Below are 22,303 nucleotides of genomic sequence, written 5' to 3'. Positions count from 1 at the left end.
ATGAGCGGGTGGCGGAGCGTGCCGGCGTCGTGGGTGACACGGAACCGGTCCAAGCTGGTGCATGCCTTGCGGATGACCGCCTCCTCCCTCGCAACCTTCGCGCTGGCGGAGATGCTGGGCCTGCCGCAGGGCTACTGGGCCGTCATCACCGCGCTCATCGTGACCCAAAGCAATGTCGGCGGCTCGCTGAAGGCAGCGCTGGACCGCTTCGCCGGATCGCTGGTCGGGGTGGCCTATGGCGGGGCGATCGCCATGCTGATCCCACACACGGACGGGCTGGCGCGTGCCGCGGCGCTGCTGGCGGCGGTGGCGCCGCTGTCCTACCTCGCCGCCAAGTCGGCCGGCTTCCGCATCGCGCCGATCACCGCGATCATCGTGCTGCTGGGCAGTGCCGGGGCCAGCCTCGGCCCGCTCAGCTTCGCCACCGACCGCATGCTGGAGGTCGGGCTCGGCTGCATCGTCGGCATTCTGGTGTCGCTGCTGGTGGTGCCGGCCCGCGCCTCGCGCTCCGTGCTGGATACGGCGGCGGAGGTGACGCGGCTGATGGCCGAGCAACTGGAGGCGTTGGCGGTCACCGACGACGCGTCCCAGGCCGTCATGAACCGGCTGGCGGTGCGGACCCGGCAGGCCCTGACCCGGCTGGAAACCCTGGTGGGCGAGGCTGCGAGGGAGCGGCGGAGCCGGCTGGCCGATATGCCCGACCCCGATCCGCTGCTGCGCACGCTGATGCGGTTGCGGCACGACGTGGTGATGCTGCGCCGCGCTGTGGGGGAGCCCCGGCAGGATATCGCCGACCGCGACGTCTGCCCCGACTGGACACCGGTCGCGGCGGCTGGGGCGTCAATCCTGCGCGGTCTGGCCGATGCCCTCGCCACCGGCCAGCCGCCCGACCGCTCGACGGCACTTGCCGACGCGCTGACAGGCTACCGGGCCGGCATCGACCGCACGCGGGCGGAAAGGCGGACGCGCGATATGCCGACCGACTGGCTGTGGCGGATGTTCGGCACCGGCTTCGCGCTGGAGCAGTTCCGCCGCAACCTGGAAGACCTCGTCGAACGGACGGCGGACTTCGCCGCCCATCGGTAGGCCGCTGCCGCCGGACGGCGAAAGGGTCGGCACCGCGAGGATGCCGGCCCTGGCCGTTTCAAGAAGTCCGGGCTTGCCCGTTCAGCGGTCACCCAGATCGTGTTCGATCTCGGTCACCAGCCGTTCGGCGCAGTGCAGCGCCCGCTGGCGGTCGTCTTCGCTCATCCCCTGCATGGGGTCGGACTGGGCCGGAAAGGACTCCGACCGGCAGAGCCGGCGGCCTGAGGCGCAGACCATCACTTCGTAGTGGCGGCTGTCCTCGTTGAACAGGCACTCGGACTCGAAGCCCTTGGCGTCGGTTTCGGCCCACATGATCGTCTTGCTCATCGTCCGGCTCCTTTTGGTCTGGGTCGGGCTGGTGTTATTTGGCGTTCGCCATGGCGACGGCGGTGTCAGCCATCCGGTTGGAGAAGCCCCACTCGTTATCGTACCATGCCATGACGCGGACGAAATTGCCGTCGATGACCTTGGTCTCGTTCAGCGCGAAGGTCGAGCTGTGCGGGTCGTGGTTGAAATCCGACGACACCAGTTCCTCGTCATAGGCGCCCAGCACGCCCTTCAGCGGGCCGTTAGTGGCCTCGACGATCGCCTTGGTGATCTCTTCGACCGAGGTGGCGCGCTTGGCGGTGAACTTGAAGTCGACGACCGACACGTTCGGCGTGGGCACGCGCATGGCGGTGCCGTCCAGCTTGCCCTTCAGCTCCGGCAGAACCTTGCCGACCGCCTTGGCCGCACCGGTCGAGGTCGGGATCATGTTCAGGGCCGCGGCGCGGGCGCGGTGCAGGTCCTTGTGGTTGGTGTCGACGATCCGCTGGTCACCCGTGTAGGAGTGGATCGTCGTCATGAAGCCCTTCTCGATGCCCACCAGGTTGTGGAGGACATGGGCGACCGGCGCCAGGCAGTTGGTGGTGCAGGAGGCGTTGGAGACGATTCGGTGCTCGGCGGTCAGCTTGTCGTGGTTGACGCCGTAGACGACGGTGATGTCCTCGTCGGTGGCCGGGGCCGAGATCAGCACCTTCTGAGCGCCGGCTTCCAGATGCTTGGCGGCATCGGCGCGCTTGGTGAAGATGCCCGAGCATTCCATGGCGATCTCGATGCCGAGATCCTTCCACGGCAGCTTGGCCGGGTCACGCTCCTGCACGACCTTGATGGAGTGGCCGTTGACGATCAGGACGCCATTTCCGTTTTCATCGGCGCCGGTCTCGATGGTGCCGGGGAAGCGGCCGTGGACGCTGTCGTACTTCAGCAGGTGCGCATTGGCCTTCAGATCGGCGAGGTCGTTGATCGCCACGACCTCCACGTCCTTGCGGCCGCTCTCGTAGATGGCGCGCAGAACCAGACGGCCGATGCGGCCGAACCCATTGATCGCTACCCGTACAGCCATGATGTGCTCCAGTCGTTCATAAGGCGGGTTTCGACCCGCAGGAATTTCGATATCGGCGCGCAAGTCCGCGGTCAGGCGGGGACGGCGCGCGGGGTGGCGGCATCGAGCCAGTCCGGCAGGGCGTCGCGGCTGGTCAGTTCGCTGAAGCGGTTCTCCACCCCCGCCGCGGTCAGCGCGGCGATGGTGTCGTCGCCGGCCGCCACCGAGCGCAGGCCGGCGTCGCGGGTGCGCCGGGCGATGAACCACGCCAGCGCGTCGGTGCCGCCGTCGAAGGGGGCGATCTCATAGACGCCGAGCGGCCCCGTCCACACCACGGTACGGGCGGCCTCGACGCAGGCGGTCAGCCGCGCGATTGTCGCCGGCCCTATATCGAGCACCATGTCCTCCGGCCCGATGGCGGCGCAGGGGACGACGCGGTCCTCCACCCCGTTTTTCGCTTCGGTCGCTATAACCACATCGACCGGCAGCAGCAGCTCGCAACCGCAGGCCTTCGCCCGGTCCAGCAGCCTGCGCGCGTCGTCGAGACGGTCGTAATCGCACAGCGAGGCGCCCATGTCGGTGCCGGTCGCCGCCAGGACGCTGTTGGCGATGCCGCCGCCCAGCGCCAGAACATCGACCCGCGTCGCCAGCCGGACCAGCAGGTCCAGCTTGGCGGACAGGTTTGCACCGCCGACGATGGCGCAGACCGCGAGATCGGATCGTCCCGCCTTGCGGGCGGGGGTGAACAGGGTTGGCCGCGCCGACCCGTCCGCATCACGACCACCCGTGATCAGATGCAGCCGGCCGGCCGGTCGGGGGGCCGGATTGCCTCGGACATCGGTCGTAAGCATGATGCTTGTCCTTTCCTTCGAACCAGTCTTGTTCTTCGTGCTTTGCCGGTCAGGCGGTCCGGATCGGCCCGGAGCCCGGCGGTGTCGTGCAAACTTTCGATGGGGACGCCGCGGCGCGGCGGGTTTCGCGGTAGAGGATCAGCAGCCCGCTGCCGATCACCACGGTGGCGCCGACGATCACATGCGGAGCCGGCACGTCGCCCCAGACCAGCCAGCCGAGGATCGTCGCGTAGATCAGGCTGGCGTAGCTGAAGGGTCCGACCACCACCGCCCGGGCCAGCGAATAGGCCCGCGTGCTGAAATACTGTGCCCCGCCGCCGGCGATCCCCATTCCCGCCATCAGCGCCAGCGCATGGCCGTCCGGCGTCGTCCAGGCGAACGGCAGGGCCAGCGCGCTGAGCAGGGTCGAGACCACGGTGAAATAGAAGACCGTCGTCACCGGCTTTTCCGTGCGGCCCAACTGGCGCATGGCGATCATCGCCAGCGCGTAGCAGACGGCAGCGGTCAGCGCCACCAGCGACCCGCGGTCGAGCATGCCGGCGCCGGGCTGCACCATGATCAGCACCCCGGCAAAGCCGACCGCCACCGCGCCCCAGCGGAAGGCGCCGACCCTCTCCCCCAGCAGCGGCACCGAGAGGGCGGTGAGGAACAGCGGGGCGGAGTAGGAGATTGCCACCGCATTGGCCAGCGGCATCAGGTGATAGGCCCAGAACAGCAACACCATCGATGCCAGCCCGACGATGGCCCGCCACAGATGCCCCTGCCAATGGTCGGTGTGCAGGCAGCTCCGCCCGCCTGCCGCGGCGACCATGGCGACCGCCGGCAGCAGGGCGAACAGGTTGCGGAAGAAGGTGACCTCGCCCAGCGGATAGCTCTCCGCCAGGATCTTGGCGAGCGCGTTCATGATGGTCATCAAGGCCATCGCCAGCAGCATCGACAGGATGCCGAGCCGGACGTTTTCCGGCGGTTTGGCGGCGTCCGGTTTGGCGGTGGGGCTTGTGGGGAGCTGTTCCATGATGATGTTTCCGTCTCCGGGAAGATCCCCCTCTCCCCCCCGGGGAGAGGGTCGGGGTGAGGGGATGCACCGCGTGACTTCCCGAGAATCCTCGCAACGCGCCCCCCTCACCCTAACCCTCTCCCCGGGGGGGAGAGGGGATTCTCCGGGCGGGAGAGGGCGCTCAGGCCGCCCGTTCCAACTGCTCTGTGGCGATGACGCCCAGCGTGTGGCGGGCGATCATCCGTTCCTCGTCGGTCGGGATGATGAAGACCGGCACGCGGCTCTCCTGGGCGGAGATGCGGGTTGCCTTGGCCCGGTTGGCCGCCGGGTCGATGGCGACGCCGAGCCAGGACAGCTTCTCCGCCACCCGCGACCGCACCAGCGTGGAGTTCTCGCCGACGCCGGCGGTGAACACCACCGCGTCCAGCCCGCCCATCGAGCCGGCCAGCGCCGCCACCTGCTTGGCGACGTTGTGGCAGAACAGCTCCACCGCCTCGGCCGCCGCCGGCAGGTCCGAATTCTCCAGGTCGCGCATGTCGTTGGAGAGGCCCGAGACGCCCAGCATGCCCGATTTGTGGTAGAGCAGCTTCTCCAGCTCGTCGGCGCCGTAGCCCTTCTCGCGCATCAGATAGATCAGCACGCCGGGATCGATGGCGCCCGGCCGGGTGCCCATCGGCACGCCGTCGAGAGCGGTGAATCCCATCGTGGTGTCGACGCTGTGCCCGCCGCGCATGGCGCACAGGCTGGCGCCGCTGCCGAGATGGCAGACCACCACATGAGCGTTGGCCAGTTCCGGCGCCACCTGGGGCAGGCGGTGGGCGATGTACTCGTAGCTCAGCCCATGGAAGCCGTAGCGGCGGATGCCCTCCGCCGTCAGTTCGCGCGGGATGGCGAAGGTCTGCGACTGCCAGGGCTGGGTCTGGTGGAAGGCGGTGTCGAAGCAGGCGATCTGCGGCAGCGACGGATAGACCTGGGCCAGCGCCCGCATGGCGGCGATGTTGTGCGGCTCATGCAGGGGAGCGAGCGGGATCAGTTCCTCCAGCTGGTCGAGCACCGCCGGGGTGACGCGCACGGGTGCCGAGAAGCGGGTGCCGCCATGGACGACGCGATGGCCGGCGGCCACCAGCGTGGCGCTCTTCAGCGTGTCGCCGATCCAGTCGAGCAGATGGTGGAGCAGCTCCGGACGGCCCGGATTCTCACCGTCGGCCCAGCTGTGGTCGGCGATCTTGTGGCGGGCGGCGTCCTTCGCCTCGAAGCGGGGGGCGGTGCCGATGCCGGAGATCTGGCCGGTGACGACCGGCTCGATCTCGGTGGCGCTGCCACCCTGGAAGACGCAGAATTTCAGGCTGGAGGAACCTGCATTGATGACGAGGCAGGCGTCCTCGCTGGAGTTTGACAGTGCGACCATGACGGGGATGTCCTATTCGGCGGCCAGCGCGAGCTTCGGCTGGCGTTTGGCGGCGGCGACCAGCGAGGCGACGGCGCAGGAAGCGAGCCGGGCCCGCACATTGTCGGCGCGGCTGGTGAGGATGACCGGCACCTTGGCGCCCAGCACGATGCCGGCGAGGTCGGCATTCGCCAGGAAGGACAGCTGCTTGACCAGCATGTTGCCGGCCTCCAGATCGGGGGCGAGCAGGATGTCCGGCTGGCCGGCGACCGGGGAGGTGATGCCCTTGGTGCGGGCGGCTTCGGCGGAGATGGCGTTGTCGAAGGCGAGCGGGCCGTCGAGGATGCCGCCGGTGATCTGGCCGCGGTCGGCCATCTTGCAGAGTGCCGCCGCTTCCAGCGTGGTGTTGATCTTCGGGTTGATCGTCTCGACCGCCGACAGGATGGCGACGCGCGGGGTGGCGACGCCCAGCACCTTGGCGAGGTCGATGGCGTTCTGGACGATGTGGACCTTGTCTTCCAGCGTCGGATAGATGTTGATCGCCGCGTCGGTGATCAGCAGCGTCTTGGAGTAGGTCGGCACATTCATCAGGAAGACGTGGCTGATCCGGCTGGCGGTGCGCAGGCCGGTTTCCTTCTTCACCACCTCGCCCATCAGCTCGTCGGTGTGCAGGCTGCCCTTCATCACCGCTTCGGCCTCGCCGGTGCGGGCCAGCGCCACGGCAGCAGCCGCGGCGGCGCGGCTGTGGGCGGCATCGACGATGCGGTAGCGGGCGATGTCGAGCCCGCCGGCTGCGGCGACCTTGCGGATGAGGGCTTCGGGGCCGACCAGGATCGGCTCGATCAGCCCGGCCTCGGCCGCTTCGACGGCGCCCTGGAGCGAGCTGGCGTCGCAGGGATAGGCCACGGCGGTGACGACCGGCGGCAGCTCGTCGCACTTGGCGAGCAGGGCGTCGTGCTTGTCGTGGCGGATCATCTGGATCTGCGGCAGTTCATGCGCCGGGCGGACGACCTTCTGGGTCGGAGCAACCACCTCGGCGGTGCCGAGCACGACGATCTCGCCATCCTGGTTGGTGCAGACGCAGTCGAAGACGACGACGTTCTTGGCCGGGCGCTTCTCGATCACGGTGACGGTGGCGGTGACGATGTCGCCCAGGCCGACCGGGCGGCGGAACTGCAGGCTCTGGCCGGCATAGAGCGAGCCGGCGCCCGGCAGGTAGGTGCCCAGCACGCCCGAGATCAGCGAGCCCGACCACATGCCGGGACCGATCACCTTCTGGAACCGGCTGTCGGCGGCGAATTTCGGGTCGAGATGGGCCGGGTTGATGTTGCCCGACACGGTGGCGAACAGCTCCACATCCATCAGGGTGAGCTGGCGCGACAGGCTGGCCGACTGGCCGATCTGGATTTCGTCGAAGGTCACATTCTCGACGACGGCGCAGGCGCCGTTGCCGGAAGCTTCACCACTGGCACGCATTTTTGAACACTCCGGTTGACCGGGTCGAGCGAGCGGCCCGTTTTCTACGGTCCGAAGGGGCGGCGTCGGGAGGGGACGGAAACGGTGACCGTCCAATGTTTCATCCGGGATCGTCGCCCGTTTTGCGCCAGCGTTCTGCGCCGCGCCGGGAACCTTAGATATATTAATATATTAACTGTGCATCGCAACATGGAACCATCGAGAAGCCCGGCCCTTGACACTATGCCGCAGGTGGCTCGAGGCCGATTTCTGCGGGATGGCCGGGCGGGGCTTCCCCCTCCTCCCGGGGAGAGACGGGAGGAGGGGGCACAACGGCGGGACGTCTCAGCGATCAGGGCGCCCGCCGCCCGTCCTTGAAGTCCCTTCAGGGGCAGTCCCTGCCGTCGTGATCGCCTCTCCGGGGGCAGGAGAGGGGGGCGGAGGATTGCCGGGCAGGGGACTTCAGGAAGCTCGTGGAACTCAGGCCTTCAGGATGCCGCGGCCGGCGAAGCGGGCTGCGACGCCGAGTTGCTCCTCGATGCGGATCAGCTGGTTGTACTTGGCCAGACGGTCCGAACGGCTCAGCGAGCCGGTCTTGATCTGGCCGCAGTTGGTGGCGACCGCCAAGTCGGCGATGGTGCTGTCCTCGGTCTCGCCCGAACGGTGCGACAGGACGGCGGTGTAGCCGGCCTTGTGCGCCATATCGACCGCTTCCAGCGTCTCCGACAGCGTGCCGATCTGGTTGACCTTCACCAGGATCGAGTTGGCGACGCCTTGGCGGATGCCCTGGGCCAGACGCTTGGGGTTGGTGACGAACAGGTCGTCGCCGACCAGCTGCACCTTGCTGCCGATGGCGTCGGTCAGCGCCTTCCAGCCTTCCCAATCGTCTTCCGCCATGCCGTCCTCGATCGAGATGATCGGGAAGCGGCCGGCCAGATCGGCCCAGTAGGCGACCATCTGTTCCGACGACAGCGACTTGCCTTCGCCGGCCAGCTCATACTTGCCGTTCTTGAAGAACTCGGTCGAGGCGGCGTCGAGCGCCAGCATGACGTCGTCGCCCGGCTTGTAGCCGGCGGCCTCGATGGCCTTCATGACGAAGCCGAGCGCCTCGTCGGTCGAGCCGATGTTGGGGGCGAAGCCGCCCTCGTCGCCGACATTGGTGTTGTGGCCGGCGTCCTTCAGCTTCTTCTTCAGCGACTGGAAGATCTCGGAGCCCATGCGGATGGCGTCGGCGCCGGTCTCGGCGCCCACCGGCATGATCATGAACTCCTGGATGTCGATGGGGTTGTCGGCATGGGCGCCGCCGTTGATGATGTTCATCATCGGCACCGGCAGCAGCGAGGCGAAGGCGCCGCCGACATAGCGGTAGAGCGGCAGGCCGGCATCCTCGGCGGCGGCGCGGGCGACCGCCAGCGACACGCCCAGGATGGCGTTGGCGCCGAGACGGCTCTTGTTCTCGGTGCCGTCCAGGTCGATCATCGCAAGGTCGATGCCGCGCTGGTCGTCGGCGTCCATGCCGGCGAGCGCGTCATAGATCTCACCGTTGACGGATTCGACCGCCTTCAGCACGCCCTTGCCGCCGAAGCGGGACTTGTCGCCGTCGCGCAGCTCGACCGCCTCATGGGCGCCGGTGGAAGCGCCCGACGGCACCGCGGCGCGACCGAAGGCACCGGTCTCAAGGCTGACGTCGACTTCGACGGTCGGGTTGCCGCGGCTGTCGAGGATTTCGCGGGCGCGGATTTCGGTGATGGCGCTCATGGGAAGGGATGTCCCGTTTCTTGAGGGAATGACAGTTCGCAGACGTGTCGGGAGAGGTTTTGAAGGGCCTGCGCTCAGCGCAGCTTGGGGCGCCGGTAGATGAACCAGTAGACGGCACCCACCATCACCGCTCCGCCTATCCAGTTGCCGAGGGTGACCGCAGCCAGGTTGACCAGATAATGGCCGACAGGGATGGACGGGGCGGCACGGCCGAGGTCGTGCCAGAAGCTGTCCGGCGCGCCCCATTCGATCAGCAGGCCGAGCGGGACGAAATACATGTTGGCGACGCAGTGCTCGAAGCCGGCGGCGACGAAAGCGGCGACCGGGAAGGTGATCGCCAGGATCTTGTCGCCGACGCTGCGCGCGCCCAGCGCCAGCCAGACGGCGAGGCAGACCAGCACGTTGCAGAGGATGCCGAGGAAGAAGGCCTGGGTGGTCGGCAGCGAGCTTTTCGCCACCGCGAAATACAGCGCCGAGGCGCCGACCGCACCATGGCCGAAGGTGTATTGTCCGGACAGGAAGACCAGCAGGGCGGTGCCGGCGGCGCCGACGAAATTGCCGATCCATACCGTGGTCCACACCCGCATCATCTCGCGGGCATGCAACCGGCCGCTGGCCCAGGCCATCACCATCAGCGCGTCGCCGGTGAACAGCTGCGCGCCGCCAACGATCACCAGGATCAGCCCCATGGAAAAGACCAGACCGCCCAGCAGCCGGGTCACTCCATAGGGCATCATGCCTTCGGCGCCCGACATGGCGACGGTGGCGAACAGGCCGCCCATGGCGATGAAGGCACCGGCGAGAACCGCCAGGGCGAACAGGGTGGGGGTGTCGTAATGTGCCTTCTTGACGCCGAGATTTTCGGCGGCGAGCGCGATGGCGTCGGGCATCAGTGCGTCGAGAGTTTGCGGGGTGGGCTGGCTCCAGCCTCCCACATCCTTGCTGTCCATGTTCATCGGTCGATGTCCTCGCTGCCGCGCATCGGTGCAGGCCCGTCGGCGGGTTTCGCTCCCGTCATGTAGCTTTACTACATACTCCTGTCGGGATGAGGCTGGCAAGCGCATCGCCTGAGCAATTCGGTCGCAGGGGAGGGGCGAGAAATCCCAGGAAGGTCACAGGAAAACAAAGAATTTGAAGGGAGAAGGCAGCGGCTCCCGCGTTGCGTGCGCTTCTGTAGTGTTGCTACATCATGGCCCTGCCGACGGCTCAGCGAGGGTGTCCGCAGACGATGAATCGGCCCCGGCCGGCATGCTTGGCCCGGTAGAGCGCGCCGTCGGCGGCCTTCAACAGATCCTGGGCGTTGTCCGCATCCCGCGGATACAGCGCGATGCCGATGCTGGCGCCCACCGTCAGGGCGTTGCGGCCGATTTCGATCTCCGCCGAAACCGCCTGGATCAGCTTGCCGGCGACGCGCTCGACATCATGGAGCGACCCGGTGCCTTCCAGCAGCACGGTGAATTCGTCCCCGCCGATGCGCGCCACGAGGTCGGAAGTGCGCAGGCATGCCGTCAGACGTTCCGCCGTCACCCGCAGCACCTGATCGCCGGCATCGTGACCCATCCGGTCGTTCACCGGCTTGAAGCCGTCGAGGTCGATGAACAGCAAGGCAAGCGGCTGGCCGATGCGCTGGGCGTGGGCGAGCGCCGAGTCCGTGCGGGCGAAGAACAGCCGGCGGTTAGGCAGGCCGGTCAGCGGATCATGATTGGCGAGATGGTCCTTTTCCGCTTCGCTGCGGCGAAGCATCTCCTCCATCTCCCGCCGGTCGGTGATGTCGCGGGAGATGCCGACGACGCCCAGGATGTTGCCCCGCGGGTCGCGGCAGGCGGTCTTGAGCGTTTCCATCAGCCGGCGCCGGCCGTCGGGATAGACGAACCACTCCTCGCCGCGGGTCATCCCCTCCCGCATGGCACGCAGGTCGGTCTGCCGGCGACGCTCCGCCGCGTCGCCATCGACCATGTCGATGTCGCGCAAGCGGCGATTCGAATTGAGGTGCCAGCCGACATAATCGAGGAAGGCACGGTTGTAGTTCAGGAAGACGCCGTCGCGATCCTTGAAGAAGACGATGTCGGGCATCGAGTCGATCAAACTTTGCAGGACGGCACGTTCCTGATGCAAGGCCTCCAGTGTGGCGCGCTGGTCGGTCACGTCCTCCATCAGCCACACCTCTCCGCCATGGGTGAGATAGGCGAAGAAACGGATCCAGCGCCGGACGCCGTCCTTGCGGGTGACATGCAATTCGGTCAGCACCGAGGCTTTCGCCAGCCGTGCGGCATCGTAGCGTTGACGAATTTCCTGGTCATGGCCGGGGTAGGCCGACTTGAACCATGCCTCCATCGTCGGCAACTCGTCCTGCCGGAAGCCGATCAGCCGTTCCGCCGCGCGGTTGACGAAAATCCGCTCGCCCTCGACATAGGCGGCGGCCATCGGCAGATTCTCGACCATCCGCGACAGGTGCAGCTTCGGCGCAGGCGTCGGCTCCATCTCCGCGAGCGGCCTTGCATGGACGAGCATCGCCAGACGTCCGTCCGTCAGGCGGAGCCCCGAACAGTCGCAGGCCAGCACGGTCTCGGCACTCCGGTCCTTTTCCCGGTCGTCTCCCCTGGTGTCGACCGTCCAGCGCTCGCCGAACCGCTCGCCGTCCGACAGGCGCCGGGCATAATCGGGCAGGCGCTGCCGGACCGTTTCGGGCAAGCCGCCGACAGCGGCCGGTTCCCGGACCGACCGGACACCCCAAAGGTCGCACGCCGCCTGATTGGCCCACAAGGCATCGCCCGTCTGCAGATCGATGACCCAAACCGGATCGGAGATCAGGCAAAAGGCCGACAAATCATTCGTAGACCAATGATGATCCGACAGATGGCTGGTGCAGGCTGCGGCGCCCATGGCAAAGGAAGCTCAAGGTGGAGATCGTCAACAGCATACGGGCGTAAACGTTAAATTCATGCGAATGCACTGTTGCAGGCCGGCCCGGATAAAGACCGCATAGCGGCAGCGCACCGGGACGCCTGAAATACTCGCCTGTGCCTGGAGGCGGAAGGTTTCCGCCGATGCGCCCTGACGTCCGGTCAGGAAAGCTCCAGTTCCTGGATATAGCGGGTCAGCGCGCAGCTGGCGTTGAGCATATGGGCGCGCATGCAGCGGGCCGCCTCGTCCCCATCGCCGCGCGCCATGGCGGCCAGGATGGTTCCATGCTCGGCATGGGAGGTCGCCAGCCGGTCGCCATGACGAAGCTGGGTGCGGCGGAAGGCGGCGAGGCGGGCGCGGACGCCGACCGCCTGTTCGGCCATGAACTGGTTGTGGGTGGCGTGATAGATCGCCTCGTGGAAGCGGCGGTTGAAGTCGTCATAGGCGTCGAGATCGCCACCCCGCACCATCTCAGCCGCCGATTCATGCATGGTCTGCAGCCGGCTGCGCTCGACCGGAGTGATGCGGTAGGTGGCGAGGCGGACGCACATCGCCTCCATCTCCGCCGTCATCTCGAACATGTCCATGATGCGCTCGGCCGTCATGGTGGCGACGACCACGCCGCGGCGCGGCCGGACCTCCACCATGCCGGTGGTGGCGAGCTGGCGCAGCGCCTCGCGCACCGGGGTTCGCGAAGCGCCGAACCGCTGGCCGATCTGCTGTTCGTCGAGCGGGGTGCCCGGCTTCAGCCGCCCGGTGGCGATCTCGTCGGCCAGCGCCAGCCGGATGACATCGGACAGCAGGCTTTTGCCGTCCTCCGCGATGTCGCGTTCCGACTGTCCGTCCGGCAGAATGGCATCCATTGCGTACATAACCGCCTGTTGTTTCCGGTCTGCGTATGCGCAGGTGTCGGCTCATCCGCAGACGAGTATACAAAAAGCGCCTCTGCGGTCAAAATTATGTTTGCGGGCCTGATCGTCCATGATATGTATGCACCACAGTAGCGGTGGTCGACAAAAAAATACCTTAAGCCCATTATTCTGGGGCTTCGCATACATGAATGGTGTGCGTCCCTTTTGGGCAAACCATCGGCCGCCGTCGTGACTTCGTGCCCGGCCCTCTCCGGACGGCATGTCCGGTTCTCTGCCCCGTGATTGGGCAGCCGGGCCGCATGAAACGACGAAATGGGGAAACGCACATGATGGGACGACACGGAACTTTCATTCCAATTGCCATGCCAACAGCCGCTGCGGCCTCCGCCAAGAGGGAGGGCGCGCCATGGTGATCTTCGGCACCGCCCTTCTGGCGGGCTGCTATCTGCTGGGCGTGCTGCTCGGCGATATCCTGGGGGCACTGATCGGGGTCAAGGCCAATGTCGGCGGCGTCGGCATCGCCATGATGCTGCTGATGGCCGCCCAGTACCACATGCGCAAGCGCGGGCTGATGCGGCCGGAAACCGAGAAGGGCGTCACCTTCTGGGCGATGATGTATATCCCGGTGGTGGTCGCCATGGCCGCCACCCAGAACGTCATCGTCGCCGTCAAGGGCGGCCCCATCGCCCTGCTGGCCGCCTTCGGCTCGGTCGCGCTCTGCGCCTGCGTCATCTCCCTGATCAACCGCGCGATCCGCCGGACCGGTGCCGCTGCCGCCTGGCAGGCCGGCGCGCCCGCCGCCGAACTCGAATAGGGGAAGGCTGCCATGCTCGACAAATTCATGCATGAGATTGCGGAAAACCAGCTGGTCGCCGCCTTCGCCGTCGTCGGGATCATCGTCTGGGTCTCCAACCTGCTGGCCCGCCATCTGACGGGCGGCCGGGTTCACGGCTCCGCCATCGCCGTGCTGGCCGGGCTCGCGCTCGCCTATTGGGGCGGGCTGGTCACCGGCAAGACCAAGGGGATGGCCGACCTGACCATGTTCGGCGGTCTGGCCCTGATGGGCGGGGCAATGATGCGCGACTTCTGCATCGTCGCCACCGCCAGCGAGGTGCAGATCGATGAGGCGCGCAAAGCCGGCTGGCTCGGCTTCATCGGGTTGTTCCTCGGCACCGTGCTGCCCTTCATCGTCGGCGTCGCCGTCGCCATGGCCTTCGGCTACACCGACCCGGTGGCGCTGACCACCATCGGCGCCGGGGCCATCACCTACATCGTCGGCCCGGTGACCGGTGCCGCCATCGGCGCCAGTTCCGACGTCATGGCGCTGAGCATCGCAACCGGAGTGGTCAAGGCGATCCTGGTCATGGTCTTCACCCCTGTCCTGGCCGGCTTCATGCGGCTGGACAACCCGCAGGCCGCGATGGTCTTCGGCGGGCTGGCCGGCACCGTCAGCGGCGTCAGCGCCGGGCTGGCGGCGACCGACCGGCGGCTGGTGCCTTACGGCGCCCTGGTTGCCACCTTCCACACGGGCCTGGGCTGCCTGATGGGGCCGTCCGTCCTCTTCCTGGCGATCAAGGCGATTGCCGGCTGATTTCGAACCCTCCCGGTTCGAACCCGTTCATGTCCAACCCAGCGATGAAGGAAGCTGACACCATGCGCGACTGGAACCTGCAGGGGCGCAACCGCGACGCCCGGCTGGCCCGCGCCGCCGCCCTGACCGAAGGCAAGCGCGTCGCCACCGCCGACGCCCGCGCCCTGCTGGAAGCGGTGCTGGAACCGGGCGACCGCGTCTGCCTGGAGGGCAACAACCAGAAGCAGGCCGATTTCCTGGCCCGCACGCTGGCCTCGGTCGATCCGGCCCGGGTGAACGGCCTGCACATGGTGCAGTCGGTGCTGGCCCTGCCGGAGCATCTGGACGTCTTCGAACGCGGCATCGCCGCGAAGCTGGACTTCTCCTTCTCCGGCCCGCAGGGGGCGCGGCTCGCGCGCATGGTGGCGGACGGGCGGATTTCGGTCGGCGCCATCCACACCTATCTGGAGCTGTTCGGCCGCTATTTCGTCGATCTGACGCCACGGGTCAGCCTCGTCGCCGCCCAGGCGGCCGATGCCGCCGGCAACCTCTACACCGGCCCCAACACCGAGGACACGCCGGTCATCGTCGAGGCCACAGCCTTCAAGCGCGGCATCGTCATCGCCCAGGTGAACGAACTGGTCGACAGCGTGCCGCGCGTCGACCTCCCCGGCGGCTGGGTCGATTTCGTCATCCAGAGCCCGACGCCGCACTACATCGAACCGCTGTTCACCCGCGATCCGGCCCAGATCTCGGAAATCCAGGTGCTGATGGCGATGATGGCCATCAAAGGCATCTATGCCGAATACGGCATCCAGCGGCTGAACCACGGCATCGGCTTCGACACCGCTGCCATCGAGCTTCTGCTGCCGACCTACGCGGAGTCGCTGGGGCTGAAGGGCAAGATCTGCCGGCACTGGGCCCTGAATCCGCACCCGGCGCTGATCCCCGCCATCGAGGCCGGCTTCGTCGAGAGTGTCCATTCCTTCGGCTCGGAATTGGGGATGGAGGCCTATATCCGCGAGCGGCCGGACGTGTTCTTCACCGGCGCCGACGGCAACATGCGGTCCAACCGGGCTTTGTCGCAGGCCGCCGGCCATTACGCCTGCGACCTGTTCATCGGCTCGACCCTGCAGATCGACCTCGACGGCAACAGCTCCACCGCCACGCTGGGGCGGATCGCCGGCTTCGGCGGCGCGCCCAACATGGGGGCGGATGCCCGCGGACGGCGCCATGCCAGCCCGGCATGGCTCAAGGCCGGGCGGGAGGCGCGCGGCGACAGCGGGCAGATGCCGCGCGGCCGGAAGCTGGTTGTCCAGATGGTGGAAACCTTCCGCGAGCATATGCAGCCGGCCTTCGTCGAGCGGCTCGACGCCTGGGAACTGGCGGAGAGCGCCGGCATGGAACTGCCGCCGGTGATGATCTACGGCGACGACGTGACCCACATCCTGACGGAGGAGGGCATCGCCAATCTGCTGCTCTGCCGGACGGCGGAGGAACGGGAACAGGCGATCCGCGGCGTCGCCGGCTACACGCCCGTGGGCCGCGGGCGCGACCTCCGGATGGTGGAGAACCTCCGTGACCGCGGCGTCATCCGCCGGCCGGAGGATTTGGGCATCGACAAGCGGATGGCGACCCGCGACCTGCTGGCCGCGCGGTCGATCAAGGACCTCGTGCGTGCATCGGGCGGCCTGTACGACCCGCCCAAGCGCTTCCGCAACTGGTGAGCCTTATCCCATGGAAACCCTGAGTTTCGAATATCGCGGCGGCCGTTCCGTGGCGTCCCCGCCGCCGTCCGTCCTGGTGGGCGTCGTCGGCTCCGGCAATCTGGAGGTGCTGGTGGAACCGGCGCCGCTCGGCGGCATCTGCCGGGTCGAGATCCAGACCGCGGCGGTCGGCTTCGGCACGACATGGCAGGCCGTACTGGACGACGTCTTCGCCCGCCATCCGCTGGCCGATGTCCGCATCTCCATCAACGATGTCGGTGCCACGCCGGCCGTTGTCAGCCTGCGGCTCGACCAGGCCTTGGACGCTTTCGCCGGAGGATTCCAGCCATGAGCAGCTATTACGAGGACAGCGCCCGCGGCAGGCTGGACGGGCTGCTCGACCCCGGCAGCCTCATCGAGATCGTGCCGCCGACCGAGCGAATGGTCAGCCCGCATCTGCGCCAGCTCGACACGCCGGCCGCCTTCGACGACGGCATCGTCGTCGGTGAAGGCCGTCTGGCAGGCCGCCGCGTGCTGGTCGCCGCCCAGGAAGGCGGGTTCATGGGCGGGGCGGTCGGCGAGGTGCATGGCGCCAAGCTGACCGGCCTCTTGGAACGCGCGCTCGACACCCGTCCCGACGGCGTGCTGCTGCTGGTCGAATCCGGTGGTGTCAGGCTGCACGAGGCCAATGCCGGGTTGATCGCGGTGTCGGAGGTGATGCGCGCCGTGCTGGCCGTGCGCGCTGCCGGCATCCCGGTGATCGTGCTGGACGGCGGCACCTTCGGCTGCTTCGGTGGCATGGGCATCGTGTCCCGCCTGTGCGACGCGGTGGTGATGAGCGAAGAGGGACGGCTCGGCCTGTCCGGCCCTGAGGTGATCGAAACCACCATGGGGGTGGAGGAGTTCGACAGCCGCGACCGCGCGCTGGTCTGGCGCACCGTCGGCGGCAAGCACCGTTACCTGCTGGGCGAGGCGGCGACCCTGGTCGAGGACGACGTTGCCGCCTTCCGCGCTGCGGCTCTCGCCTTGCTCGACCAACTGTCGGACCGTGGCCCCGACCTGTCGCTGGCCGCTCTGGAGGCGGAGCATGCCGTGTTGGGCAGCCGGCTGGAGCGTTTCGGCGGCTGCCGCGACGCGCTCGACATCTGGGAAAAGCTGGGGGTGGAGGAGCCGGAGAAGCTGCCGATCCTCGATACCGCCAGCTTCCTCGCAACCGTCCGCGATCGGAGGGTCTGAGCCATGGACGTGACCACTCTTCTGGACCGGCTGTTCCCGGACGGGCACGACATCGCCGCAGACGGCGTCTATTTCGACGGCATCGGCCGGGTCTTCGGCACCGAGGTGGCGGTGATCGGTACCGTCGACAACACGCCCATCGGCATCGAGTTGGCCTTCCGCATGGCCGGCGCGGTGCTGGAGGTGGTGCGCCGCCACCCCGGCCGGCCGATCCTGCTGCTGGTCGATACCCAGGGCCAGCGGCTGAGTCATCGCGACGAGTTGCTGGGCATCAACGGCTACATGGCGCATCTGGCGAAATGCATCGATCTCGCCCGGCGCAACGGGCACCGGGTGCTCGGGCTGGTCTATGGGCAGGCGGTCAGCGGCGGCTTCCTCGCCACCAGCCTGTTGGCCGACCGCTGCTATGCCCTGCCGGACGCCGAGATCCGGGTGATGAACCTGCCGGCGATGGCCCGCGTCACCAAGATTCCGCTGGAGCGGCTGACGGAGCTGAGCGCGTCTTCGCCGGTTTTCGCTCCGGGGGTGGAGAATTACCGCCGCATGGGCGCCATCGCCGCCCTGTGGCAGGGCGACCTTGCCGCCTGCCTTGCCGAAGCGCTGGCAGCCCCCACCGACGGCGATTCCCGTCGGGCGTTGGGCGAGGAGCGCGGCGGCCGGCAGCTTGCCCGCAAGGTGGCCGACCGGGTGCGGCACGATGCGGCCTGAACTCTTCCATTGGCCGCGCCACGGCTGGGTCCGGCTGGGGGATGGCTGGGTGGGGCACCTGCGCTCACCCCTCGCCTCGGCCGAGCGGGCGGAGGTCGCGGACTGGTGCGCCGCTGGCCGGCCGCTGGTGATCGCGCGCCGCCGTTCGGAGGATGAGGTCGGGGAGCTGCGGCTGGGACTTGCCACGCCGGACAAGCGGCGGATCGGCCTGCATGTGGCGGTGGAGGCCGTGACCGGCCGGCTGCCGCCGCTGCCGCTGGCCGAAGCGGTGGACGCGGCACCGGCGCTTTGGCGCCCGATGCTGACGGATCTGGCGCGTCGGGCGGAGGAGTTGGGGACGGCTGCCGCGGTCTATGGCTCGCTGGCTTGGCAGCAGCGCACCGGCCTGCCTTATGTCCGACCGGAGTCCGATGTCGATCTGCTGTTCGCCCCGTGCGACCGCTGGCAACTCGACCGGCTGCTTGAGCTGCTGGCGGAATTGGGCGACGGCAATCCGCGCCTGGACGGGGAGATCCTGCTGCCGGACGGTGCGACGGTCGCGTGGCGGGAACTGGCCGGCCGGCCGGCCCGCCTGCTGGTGAAGGGGACGGCGGAGGTAGGCTTGCGCGACCTTGCATCCGTGCTGGCGCTGTTCGACCGGGAGGAGGCCGCATGATCCGCAGCAATGCCGCACCCACCCCGGTTTCGTCCCACAATGCGTGTCCGCTCGCCGCGATGATCGGGCGGACGGCGGTGCGCGCGCTCTATGCCGAACTGGCGCTGCATCCGAAGCCGGGACTGGTCAGCCCGCTCGACAGCGGCAGCCATGACGACATGGACATGAGCACATTCCTGCGCAGCCTGTTCGCCCTGCGCGGCTATTTCCGCTCCATTGCCGCTGCCGGTGCCGAAGGGGCCGGCTTCACCACCCTGCGCGATCTTGGCATCGCCGCCGAACGCCGGATGCTGGCGGCCACTGGCGGCATCAACACCCACCGCGGCGCGGTGTTCGGCATCGGCTTTCTCGCCGCGGCGGCAGGCTGGCGGCTGCGGCGGGGCCGGACGCTTCGCGGCGCGGCGCTCGGCGGAACCGTCGCCGACCTGTGGGGCACCGACATACTGGGGGCAGCGCCGCAGGCCCCCGACAGCCATGGCGGGCTTGCGGTTCAGCGTTACGGAGTCCGTGGCGCCCGGCAGGAGGCGGCGGAAGGGTTTCCCACCCTGTTCACCCTGGCGTTGCCCGCCCTGGACCGCGCGCTGGCGGACGGCGCCGATCCGGAGCGGGCGCTGGTGCACACCCTGTTCACGCTGATGGCGGAGCTGGAGGACACCAACCTGCTGCATCGCGGCGGTCCCGCCGGGCTGGCCTTCGTCCAGGGCGAGGCGCGCCGCTTCCTCGACCGTGGCGGGGTGTTCCGGGCTGGCTGGCGGGCCGAGGCGCTGGCCCTGCACCGCGCCTGTGTCGCCCGCCGCCTGTCCCCCGGCGGCAGCGCCGACATGCTGGCGGCGGCGCATTTCGTCCACGCCCTGCGCGAGGGCTGGGCATGAGTTTGGGTATTCTCTGTTCCGGCCAAGGCGGGCAGGGGCCGGGCATGCTCGACCTGCTGCGGCGGGAACCGGCGGCGCAGGCGGTTATGGATCGGGCCACCGCAATCATGGGCAAGGATCCGCGCGCCCTTGTCGCCGGGCCTGAGGCCGAGATGCAGCGCAACGCCGTCGCCCAGCCGCTGCTCTGCGCCGTCCAGGCGGCGACCTGGGTGGCGCTGCATCCGCTTCTGCCGCCGGTACGGGCGGTGGCCGGCTACAGCCTGGGCGAACTGTCGGCCTATCAGGTCGCCGGCGCGCTCGACGTGGATGAGCTGATATGGCTGGCGAACGGCCGGGCGGAGGCGATGGACCGCGCCGACCCGGCGCCGGGCGGGCTGCTGGCCGTGCGCGGTCTCGACCGGTCCCGGCTCGAAGCGGTCTGCCGCGATTGCGGCGCCGACATCGCCATCGAGAATGGCGCGGACCGGTTCGTGGTCGGTGGACGCAGGACGGTGCTGGCCTTAGCGGAGCGGGCGGTCCTGGCGCTGGGCGCTGCGGTCACGCCCCTGCCGGTCACCGTCGCCTCGCACACCCGCCTGATGGCGCCTGCGGCGGCGGAGTTCGGCCCAGTCCTGGCGGCGAGCGGCTTGCGAGCACCGCCGCTGCCGGTGCTGGCCGGCATCGACGGCACCCCGGTTTACACGCGCGAGCGGGCGGTCTCGTCGCTGACCCGCCAGATGACGGAGGCGGTCGCCTGGGCCGCCTGCCTGGATGGGTTGAACGAGATGGGCTGCACCGTCCTGCTGGAAACCGGCCCCGGCAACGCGCTGGCGCGGATGGCCGCCGAGAGGCATCCGGACCTGCCCGTCCGCTCCGTATCCGATTTCCGCAGCCTGTCCGCTGCCGCCGCCTGGGTGGAGCGGCAACTCGGCTGAGAGTACCGTCAGCGCCCGGCCGGCTTCGGTCCCAGCACGCAGGCGACGGCGGCGAGGATCAGCACCAGCGCCGCCGCCAGCCGCGGCGTCACCGGGTCGCCCAGCAGCAGCACGGCGCCGCCGACCCCGACGACAGGGATCAGCAGGGTGCTGACCGCCGCCTCTCCCACCGTCAGGCGGCGGACGGTGACGTACCACAGCGCCTGCGCCACGCAGATCGAGCAGACGATGTGCCAGGCGAAGCCGGCCCAGACCGCCGGATGAAGCTCGGCCAGCGTGGGCCGCACTTCCGTTGCCGCCAACCCGATCATCGGCAGGGCGCAGAGCACATATTGCCATCCGGTGATGACCATCGGGTGGGTGCGCCAGACCCGCCGCTTCATCACGATGGTGCCGAGCGCCCAGGCCACCGCCGACACCAGCATCACCGCCGGCCCGGCCAGTTGCGACGGCGGCGCCGACAGCGCCTCCGGCCCCAGCAGCACCAGCAGACCCGAGAGCCCGCAGGCCAGCCCGACGATCTGGCGCGGCCCCGGCCGCTCGCCCAGCAGCGGGATCGCCAGCAGGGTCGCCCACACCGGCATGGTGAAGGCGACGATGGCCGCCTGCGAGGTCGCCATCAGGCTCTGGCCAAGCGCCGTGCACAGGTTGAAGACCAGCACGTTGCACAGCCCCGCCGCCGCCAGCGCCGGCCATTCCCCCCGCTCCACCCGCAGCCGGTGCCCGGCCAGACGCGCTGCCCCCAGCAGCAGAACCGCCCCGGCGGTGAAGCCGATGGCACGCAGGCTGAAGATCGGCATCTGCGTCAGGATCGTCTTCACCGCCGGCCAGTTCAGACCCCAGAACAGGCTGATGACGGCGATCAGCAGGTATTTGACGGGATCGCGGCCGGCACCGCTGGCGGCGACGGCGGTCATGCGACGGTCTTGCCCTCAAACCCATCCAGGAAGCTCGACAGGTTGGCGGACAGGTCGTCGATGGCGTAACCGCCCTCCTGCACCAGAACCGTCGGCAGGCCGGTGGCGGCGAGCAGCGCGCCCATGCGGGCGAAGCCCGGCGTGGTGACGCCGAAGGCGGCAAGCGGGTCGTTGATGAAAGTGTCGAAGCCCAGCGAGATGAACAGCATCTCCGGCGCGAACCGCTGGATCGCATCCAGCCCCTTGCCGATGGTCGCCAGCACCGTCGCCTCGTCGCTGCCGATGGGCAGCGGCAGGTTCAGGTTGTAGCCCTCGCCGCGGCCGATGCCGCGTTCCTGCGCGTAGCCGGCCATGTGCGGATAGAACTCTGCCGGGTCGCCGTGGACCGAGACGAAGAACACGTCGTCGCGCTCGTAGAAGATGTCCTGCGTGCCGTTGCCATGGTGAACGTCGACGTCGATGATCGCCACACGCGCCGGGCGGCCCTGGGCGCGCAGCATCGGCAGCACCGATTCCGCGGCGATGGCGACATGGTTCAGGTAGCAGAAGCCGCCCGCCATATCGCGGGTGGCATGGTGCCCCGGCGGCCGGCACAGGGCATAGGCCGCACTGTCCGCCCCGGTGGCGACCAGCTTCGCCGCGTGGATGGCGGCATTCGACGCGGCGGAGGTGGCGGCCCAGGTGCCCTCGCCGATCGGGCAGGCGGTGTCGAACATGTGCCAGCCGGCCTGACCGACGATGCCGGTGGGGTAGTTGGGGGCCGCCTGCATCCGGTGGACGTTGGGCAGCACCACGTCGCCCATGTCGCCCTCCGCCACCCAGCGGGCATGCGCCGTTTCCAGGAAGGCAAGATAGGCCGGGGTGTGCACGGCAGCGCGCGGGGCGGAGCCGTAATCGTCGGGCAGGATCAGCGTCTCGCCGCGCTTCTCGATCAGCGAGGCCAGCGCGCCGACCCGTTCCGGCTTCTCCGGCAGGGCGCGCAGCAGGCCCTTGTTGAAATAAGTGGCGGGACGGTGCAGGGCGGCGTCGGGGTGATGGACGAACTTCATGGG

General features: G+C 68.6%; 22 protein-coding genes. 10 read left to right on the top strand and 12 right to left on the bottom strand.

All coding sequences use genetic code 11. The features are described from left to right. On the top strand, positions 1–1,086 hold the full coding sequence (locus GBZ48_RS02430) for an FUSC family protein (protein ID WP_174469547.1): 1,086 nt from the start codon (positions 1–3) through the stop codon (positions 1,084–1,086). Positions 1,087–1,167: 81 nt separating this feature from the next. Here the strand turns inward: GBZ48_RS02430 and GBZ48_RS02425 are convergent, their stop codons facing one another. From GBZ48_RS02425 to GBZ48_RS02380, 10 genes are all read right to left on the bottom strand, one after another. After that, positions 1,168–1,413 (bottom strand): hypothetical protein, encoded by a 246-nt coding sequence (locus GBZ48_RS02425; RefSeq protein ID WP_174469546.1) that lies wholly within the window; start codon positions 1,411–1,413, stop codon positions 1,168–1,170. Positions 1,414–1,447: 34 nt separating this feature from the next. Next, positions 1,448–2,470 (bottom strand): type I glyceraldehyde-3-phosphate dehydrogenase, encoded by a 1,023-nt coding sequence (gene gap, locus GBZ48_RS02420; RefSeq protein ID WP_174469545.1) that lies wholly within the window; start codon positions 2,468–2,470, stop codon positions 1,448–1,450. 71 nt (positions 2,471–2,541) lie between these two features. Further along, complete coding sequence (gene pgk / locus GBZ48_RS02415) at positions 2,542–3,300, bottom strand: phosphoglycerate kinase (RefSeq protein ID WP_174469544.1); 759 nt, start codon at positions 3,298–3,300, stop codon at positions 2,542–2,544. A gap of 49 nt (positions 3,301–3,349) precedes the next feature. Beyond that, complete coding sequence (locus GBZ48_RS02410) at positions 3,350–4,315, bottom strand: DMT family transporter (protein ID WP_174469543.1); 966 nt, start codon at positions 4,313–4,315, stop codon at positions 3,350–3,352. A 163-nt stretch (positions 4,316–4,478) separates the two neighbouring features. Next, positions 4,479–5,705: an acetate/propionate family kinase gene (locus GBZ48_RS02405; RefSeq protein ID WP_174469542.1), complete on the bottom strand. Its 1,227-nt coding sequence runs from the start codon at positions 5,703–5,705 to the stop codon at positions 4,479–4,481. A 12-nt stretch (positions 5,706–5,717) separates the two neighbouring features. Further along, the gene (locus GBZ48_RS02400) at positions 5,718–7,160 is read right to left on the bottom strand and encodes a bifunctional enoyl-CoA hydratase/phosphate acetyltransferase (protein WP_109050100.1); all 1,443 of its coding nucleotides are present in this window, start codon (positions 7,158–7,160) and stop codon (positions 5,718–5,720) included. A gap of 459 nt (positions 7,161–7,619) precedes the next feature. Continuing rightward, positions 7,620–8,897, bottom strand: coding sequence for a phosphopyruvate hydratase (gene eno, locus GBZ48_RS02395; protein ID WP_174469541.1), 1,278 nt, complete (start codon positions 8,895–8,897; stop codon positions 7,620–7,622). A 74-nt stretch (positions 8,898–8,971) separates the two neighbouring features. After that, positions 8,972–9,853, bottom strand: coding sequence for a formate/nitrite transporter family protein (locus GBZ48_RS02390; protein WP_174469540.1), 882 nt, complete (start codon positions 9,851–9,853; stop codon positions 8,972–8,974). 250 nt (positions 9,854–10,103) lie between these two features. Then, complete coding sequence (locus GBZ48_RS02385) at positions 10,104–11,780, bottom strand: diguanylate cyclase domain-containing protein (protein WP_174469539.1); 1,677 nt, start codon at positions 11,778–11,780, stop codon at positions 10,104–10,106. A gap of 182 nt (positions 11,781–11,962) precedes the next feature. Further along, positions 11,963–12,664, bottom strand: a complete 702-nt coding sequence (locus GBZ48_RS02380; protein ID WP_174469538.1) for a GntR family transcriptional regulator — start codon at positions 12,662–12,664, stop codon at positions 11,963–11,965. A gap of 415 nt (positions 12,665–13,079) precedes the next feature. On the opposite strand from GBZ48_RS02380, the gene madL reads away from it, so the two are divergent. From madL to GBZ48_RS02335, 9 genes are all read left to right on the top strand, one after another. Next, on the top strand, positions 13,080–13,487 hold the full coding sequence (gene madL, locus GBZ48_RS02375) for a malonate transporter subunit MadL (RefSeq protein WP_174469537.1): 408 nt from the start codon (positions 13,080–13,082) through the stop codon (positions 13,485–13,487). 12 nt (positions 13,488–13,499) lie between these two features. Then, complete coding sequence (gene madM / locus GBZ48_RS02370) at positions 13,500–14,264, top strand: malonate transporter subunit MadM (protein WP_109048925.1); 765 nt, start codon at positions 13,500–13,502, stop codon at positions 14,262–14,264. Positions 14,265–14,326: 62 nt separating this feature from the next. Further along, complete coding sequence (mdcA, locus tag GBZ48_RS02365) at positions 14,327–15,970, top strand: malonate decarboxylase subunit alpha (protein WP_174469536.1); 1,644 nt, start codon at positions 14,327–14,329, stop codon at positions 15,968–15,970. A 10-nt stretch (positions 15,971–15,980) separates the two neighbouring features. Beyond that, positions 15,981–16,301: a malonate decarboxylase acyl carrier protein gene (gene mdcC, locus GBZ48_RS02360; protein ID WP_174469535.1), complete on the top strand. Its 321-nt coding sequence runs from the start codon at positions 15,981–15,983 to the stop codon at positions 16,299–16,301. Further along, positions 16,298–17,185, top strand: a complete 888-nt coding sequence (locus tag GBZ48_RS02355) for a biotin-independent malonate decarboxylase subunit beta (protein ID WP_174469534.1) — start codon at positions 16,298–16,300, stop codon at positions 17,183–17,185. Before mdcC ends, GBZ48_RS02355 begins: the two co-directional genes overlap by 4 nt. A 3-nt stretch (positions 17,186–17,188) precedes the next feature. Beyond that, complete coding sequence (mdcE, locus tag GBZ48_RS02350; RefSeq protein WP_174469533.1) at positions 17,189–17,893, top strand: biotin-independent malonate decarboxylase subunit gamma; 705 nt, start codon at positions 17,189–17,191, stop codon at positions 17,891–17,893. Beyond that, complete coding sequence (gene mdcG, locus GBZ48_RS02345) at positions 17,883–18,548, top strand: malonate decarboxylase holo-[acyl-carrier-protein] synthase (RefSeq protein ID WP_174469532.1); 666 nt, start codon at positions 17,883–17,885, stop codon at positions 18,546–18,548. The genes mdcE and mdcG overlap by 11 nt, the downstream gene beginning before the upstream one ends. Continuing rightward, entirely contained in the window at positions 18,545–19,420 is an 876-nt protein-coding gene (gene mdcB, locus GBZ48_RS02340) for a triphosphoribosyl-dephospho-CoA synthase MdcB (protein WP_174469531.1), read from the top strand. Before mdcG ends, mdcB begins: the two co-directional genes overlap by 4 nt. Next, the gene (locus GBZ48_RS02335) at positions 19,417–20,334 is read left to right on the top strand and encodes an ACP S-malonyltransferase (RefSeq protein WP_174469530.1); all 918 of its coding nucleotides are present in this window, start codon (positions 19,417–19,419) and stop codon (positions 20,332–20,334) included. Before mdcB ends, GBZ48_RS02335 begins: the two co-directional genes overlap by 4 nt. A gap of 8 nt (positions 20,335–20,342) precedes the next feature. Here the strand turns inward: GBZ48_RS02335 and GBZ48_RS02330 are convergent, their stop codons facing one another. Together GBZ48_RS02330 and GBZ48_RS02325 are read right to left on the bottom strand one after the other, a co-directional pair. Beyond that, the gene (locus tag GBZ48_RS02330; RefSeq protein WP_174469529.1) at positions 20,343–21,251 is read right to left on the bottom strand and encodes a DMT family transporter; all 909 of its coding nucleotides are present in this window, start codon (positions 21,249–21,251) and stop codon (positions 20,343–20,345) included. Beyond that, positions 21,248–22,300 carry a histone deacetylase family protein gene (locus GBZ48_RS02325; RefSeq protein WP_174469528.1) on the bottom strand — a complete coding sequence of 351 codons (1,053 nt, stop codon included), beginning with the start codon at positions 22,298–22,300 and terminating at the stop codon, positions 21,248–21,250. The genes GBZ48_RS02330 and GBZ48_RS02325 overlap by 4 nt, the downstream gene beginning before the upstream one ends. Positions 22,301–22,303: the final 3 nt, after the last annotated feature.

This window comes from Azospirillum melinis (assembly GCF_013340935.1).
In the GTDB taxonomy this organism is placed as follows: Bacteria; Pseudomonadota; Alphaproteobacteria; order Azospirillales; family Azospirillaceae; genus Azospirillum; species Azospirillum melinis.
This window is presented reverse-complemented; position numbering and strand designations above follow the sequence as displayed.

Coding starts and splice junctions, on each gene's coding strand:
- mdcC (WP_174469535.1), top strand. CDS start 15,981: ATGGAAACCCTGAGTTTCGAATATCGCGGCGGCCGTTCCGTGGCGTCC.
- GBZ48_RS02425 (WP_174469546.1), bottom strand. CDS start 1,413: ATGAGCAAGACGATCATGTGGGCCGAAACCGACGCCAAGGGCTTCGAG.
- gap (WP_174469545.1), bottom strand. CDS start 2,470: ATGGCTGTACGGGTAGCGATCAATGGGTTCGGCCGCATCGGCCGTCTG.
- madL (WP_174469537.1), top strand. CDS start 13,080: ATGGTGATCTTCGGCACCGCCCTTCTGGCGGGCTGCTATCTGCTGGGC.
- GBZ48_RS02385 (WP_174469539.1), bottom strand. CDS start 11,780: ATGGGCGCCGCAGCCTGCACCAGCCATCTGTCGGATCATCATTGGTCT.
- mdcA (WP_174469536.1), top strand. CDS start 14,327: ATGCGCGACTGGAACCTGCAGGGGCGCAACCGCGACGCCCGGCTGGCC.
- mdcE (WP_174469533.1), top strand. CDS start 17,189: ATGGACGTGACCACTCTTCTGGACCGGCTGTTCCCGGACGGGCACGAC.
- GBZ48_RS02325 (WP_174469528.1), bottom strand. CDS start 22,300: ATGAAGTTCGTCCATCACCCCGACGCCGCCCTGCACCGTCCCGCCACT.
- GBZ48_RS02330 (WP_174469529.1), bottom strand. CDS start 21,251: ATGACCGCCGTCGCCGCCAGCGGTGCCGGCCGCGATCCCGTCAAATAC.
- GBZ48_RS02390 (WP_174469540.1), bottom strand. CDS start 9,853: ATGAACATGGACAGCAAGGATGTGGGAGGCTGGAGCCAGCCCACCCCG.
- pgk (WP_174469544.1), bottom strand. CDS start 3,300: ATGCTTACGACCGATGTCCGAGGCAATCCGGCCCCCCGACCGGCCGGC.
- GBZ48_RS02355 (WP_174469534.1), top strand. CDS start 16,298: ATGAGCAGCTATTACGAGGACAGCGCCCGCGGCAGGCTGGACGGGCTG.
- mdcB (WP_174469531.1), top strand. CDS start 18,545: ATGATCCGCAGCAATGCCGCACCCACCCCGGTTTCGTCCCACAATGCG.
- GBZ48_RS02410 (WP_174469543.1), bottom strand. CDS start 4,315: ATGGAACAGCTCCCCACAAGCCCCACCGCCAAACCGGACGCCGCCAAA.
- GBZ48_RS02380 (WP_174469538.1), bottom strand. CDS start 12,664: ATGGATGCCATTCTGCCGGACGGACAGTCGGAACGCGACATCGCGGAG.
- GBZ48_RS02430 (WP_174469547.1), top strand. CDS start 1: ATGAGCGGGTGGCGGAGCGTGCCGGCGTCGTGGGTGACACGGAACCGG.
- GBZ48_RS02400 (WP_109050100.1), bottom strand. CDS start 7,160: ATGCGTGCCAGTGGTGAAGCTTCCGGCAACGGCGCCTGCGCCGTCGTC.
- madM (WP_109048925.1), top strand. CDS start 13,500: ATGCTCGACAAATTCATGCATGAGATTGCGGAAAACCAGCTGGTCGCC.
- GBZ48_RS02335 (WP_174469530.1), top strand. CDS start 19,417: ATGAGTTTGGGTATTCTCTGTTCCGGCCAAGGCGGGCAGGGGCCGGGC.
- mdcG (WP_174469532.1), top strand. CDS start 17,883: ATGCGGCCTGAACTCTTCCATTGGCCGCGCCACGGCTGGGTCCGGCTG.
- GBZ48_RS02405 (WP_174469542.1), bottom strand. CDS start 5,705: ATGGTCGCACTGTCAAACTCCAGCGAGGACGCCTGCCTCGTCATCAAT.
- eno (WP_174469541.1), bottom strand. CDS start 8,897: ATGAGCGCCATCACCGAAATCCGCGCCCGCGAAATCCTCGACAGCCGC.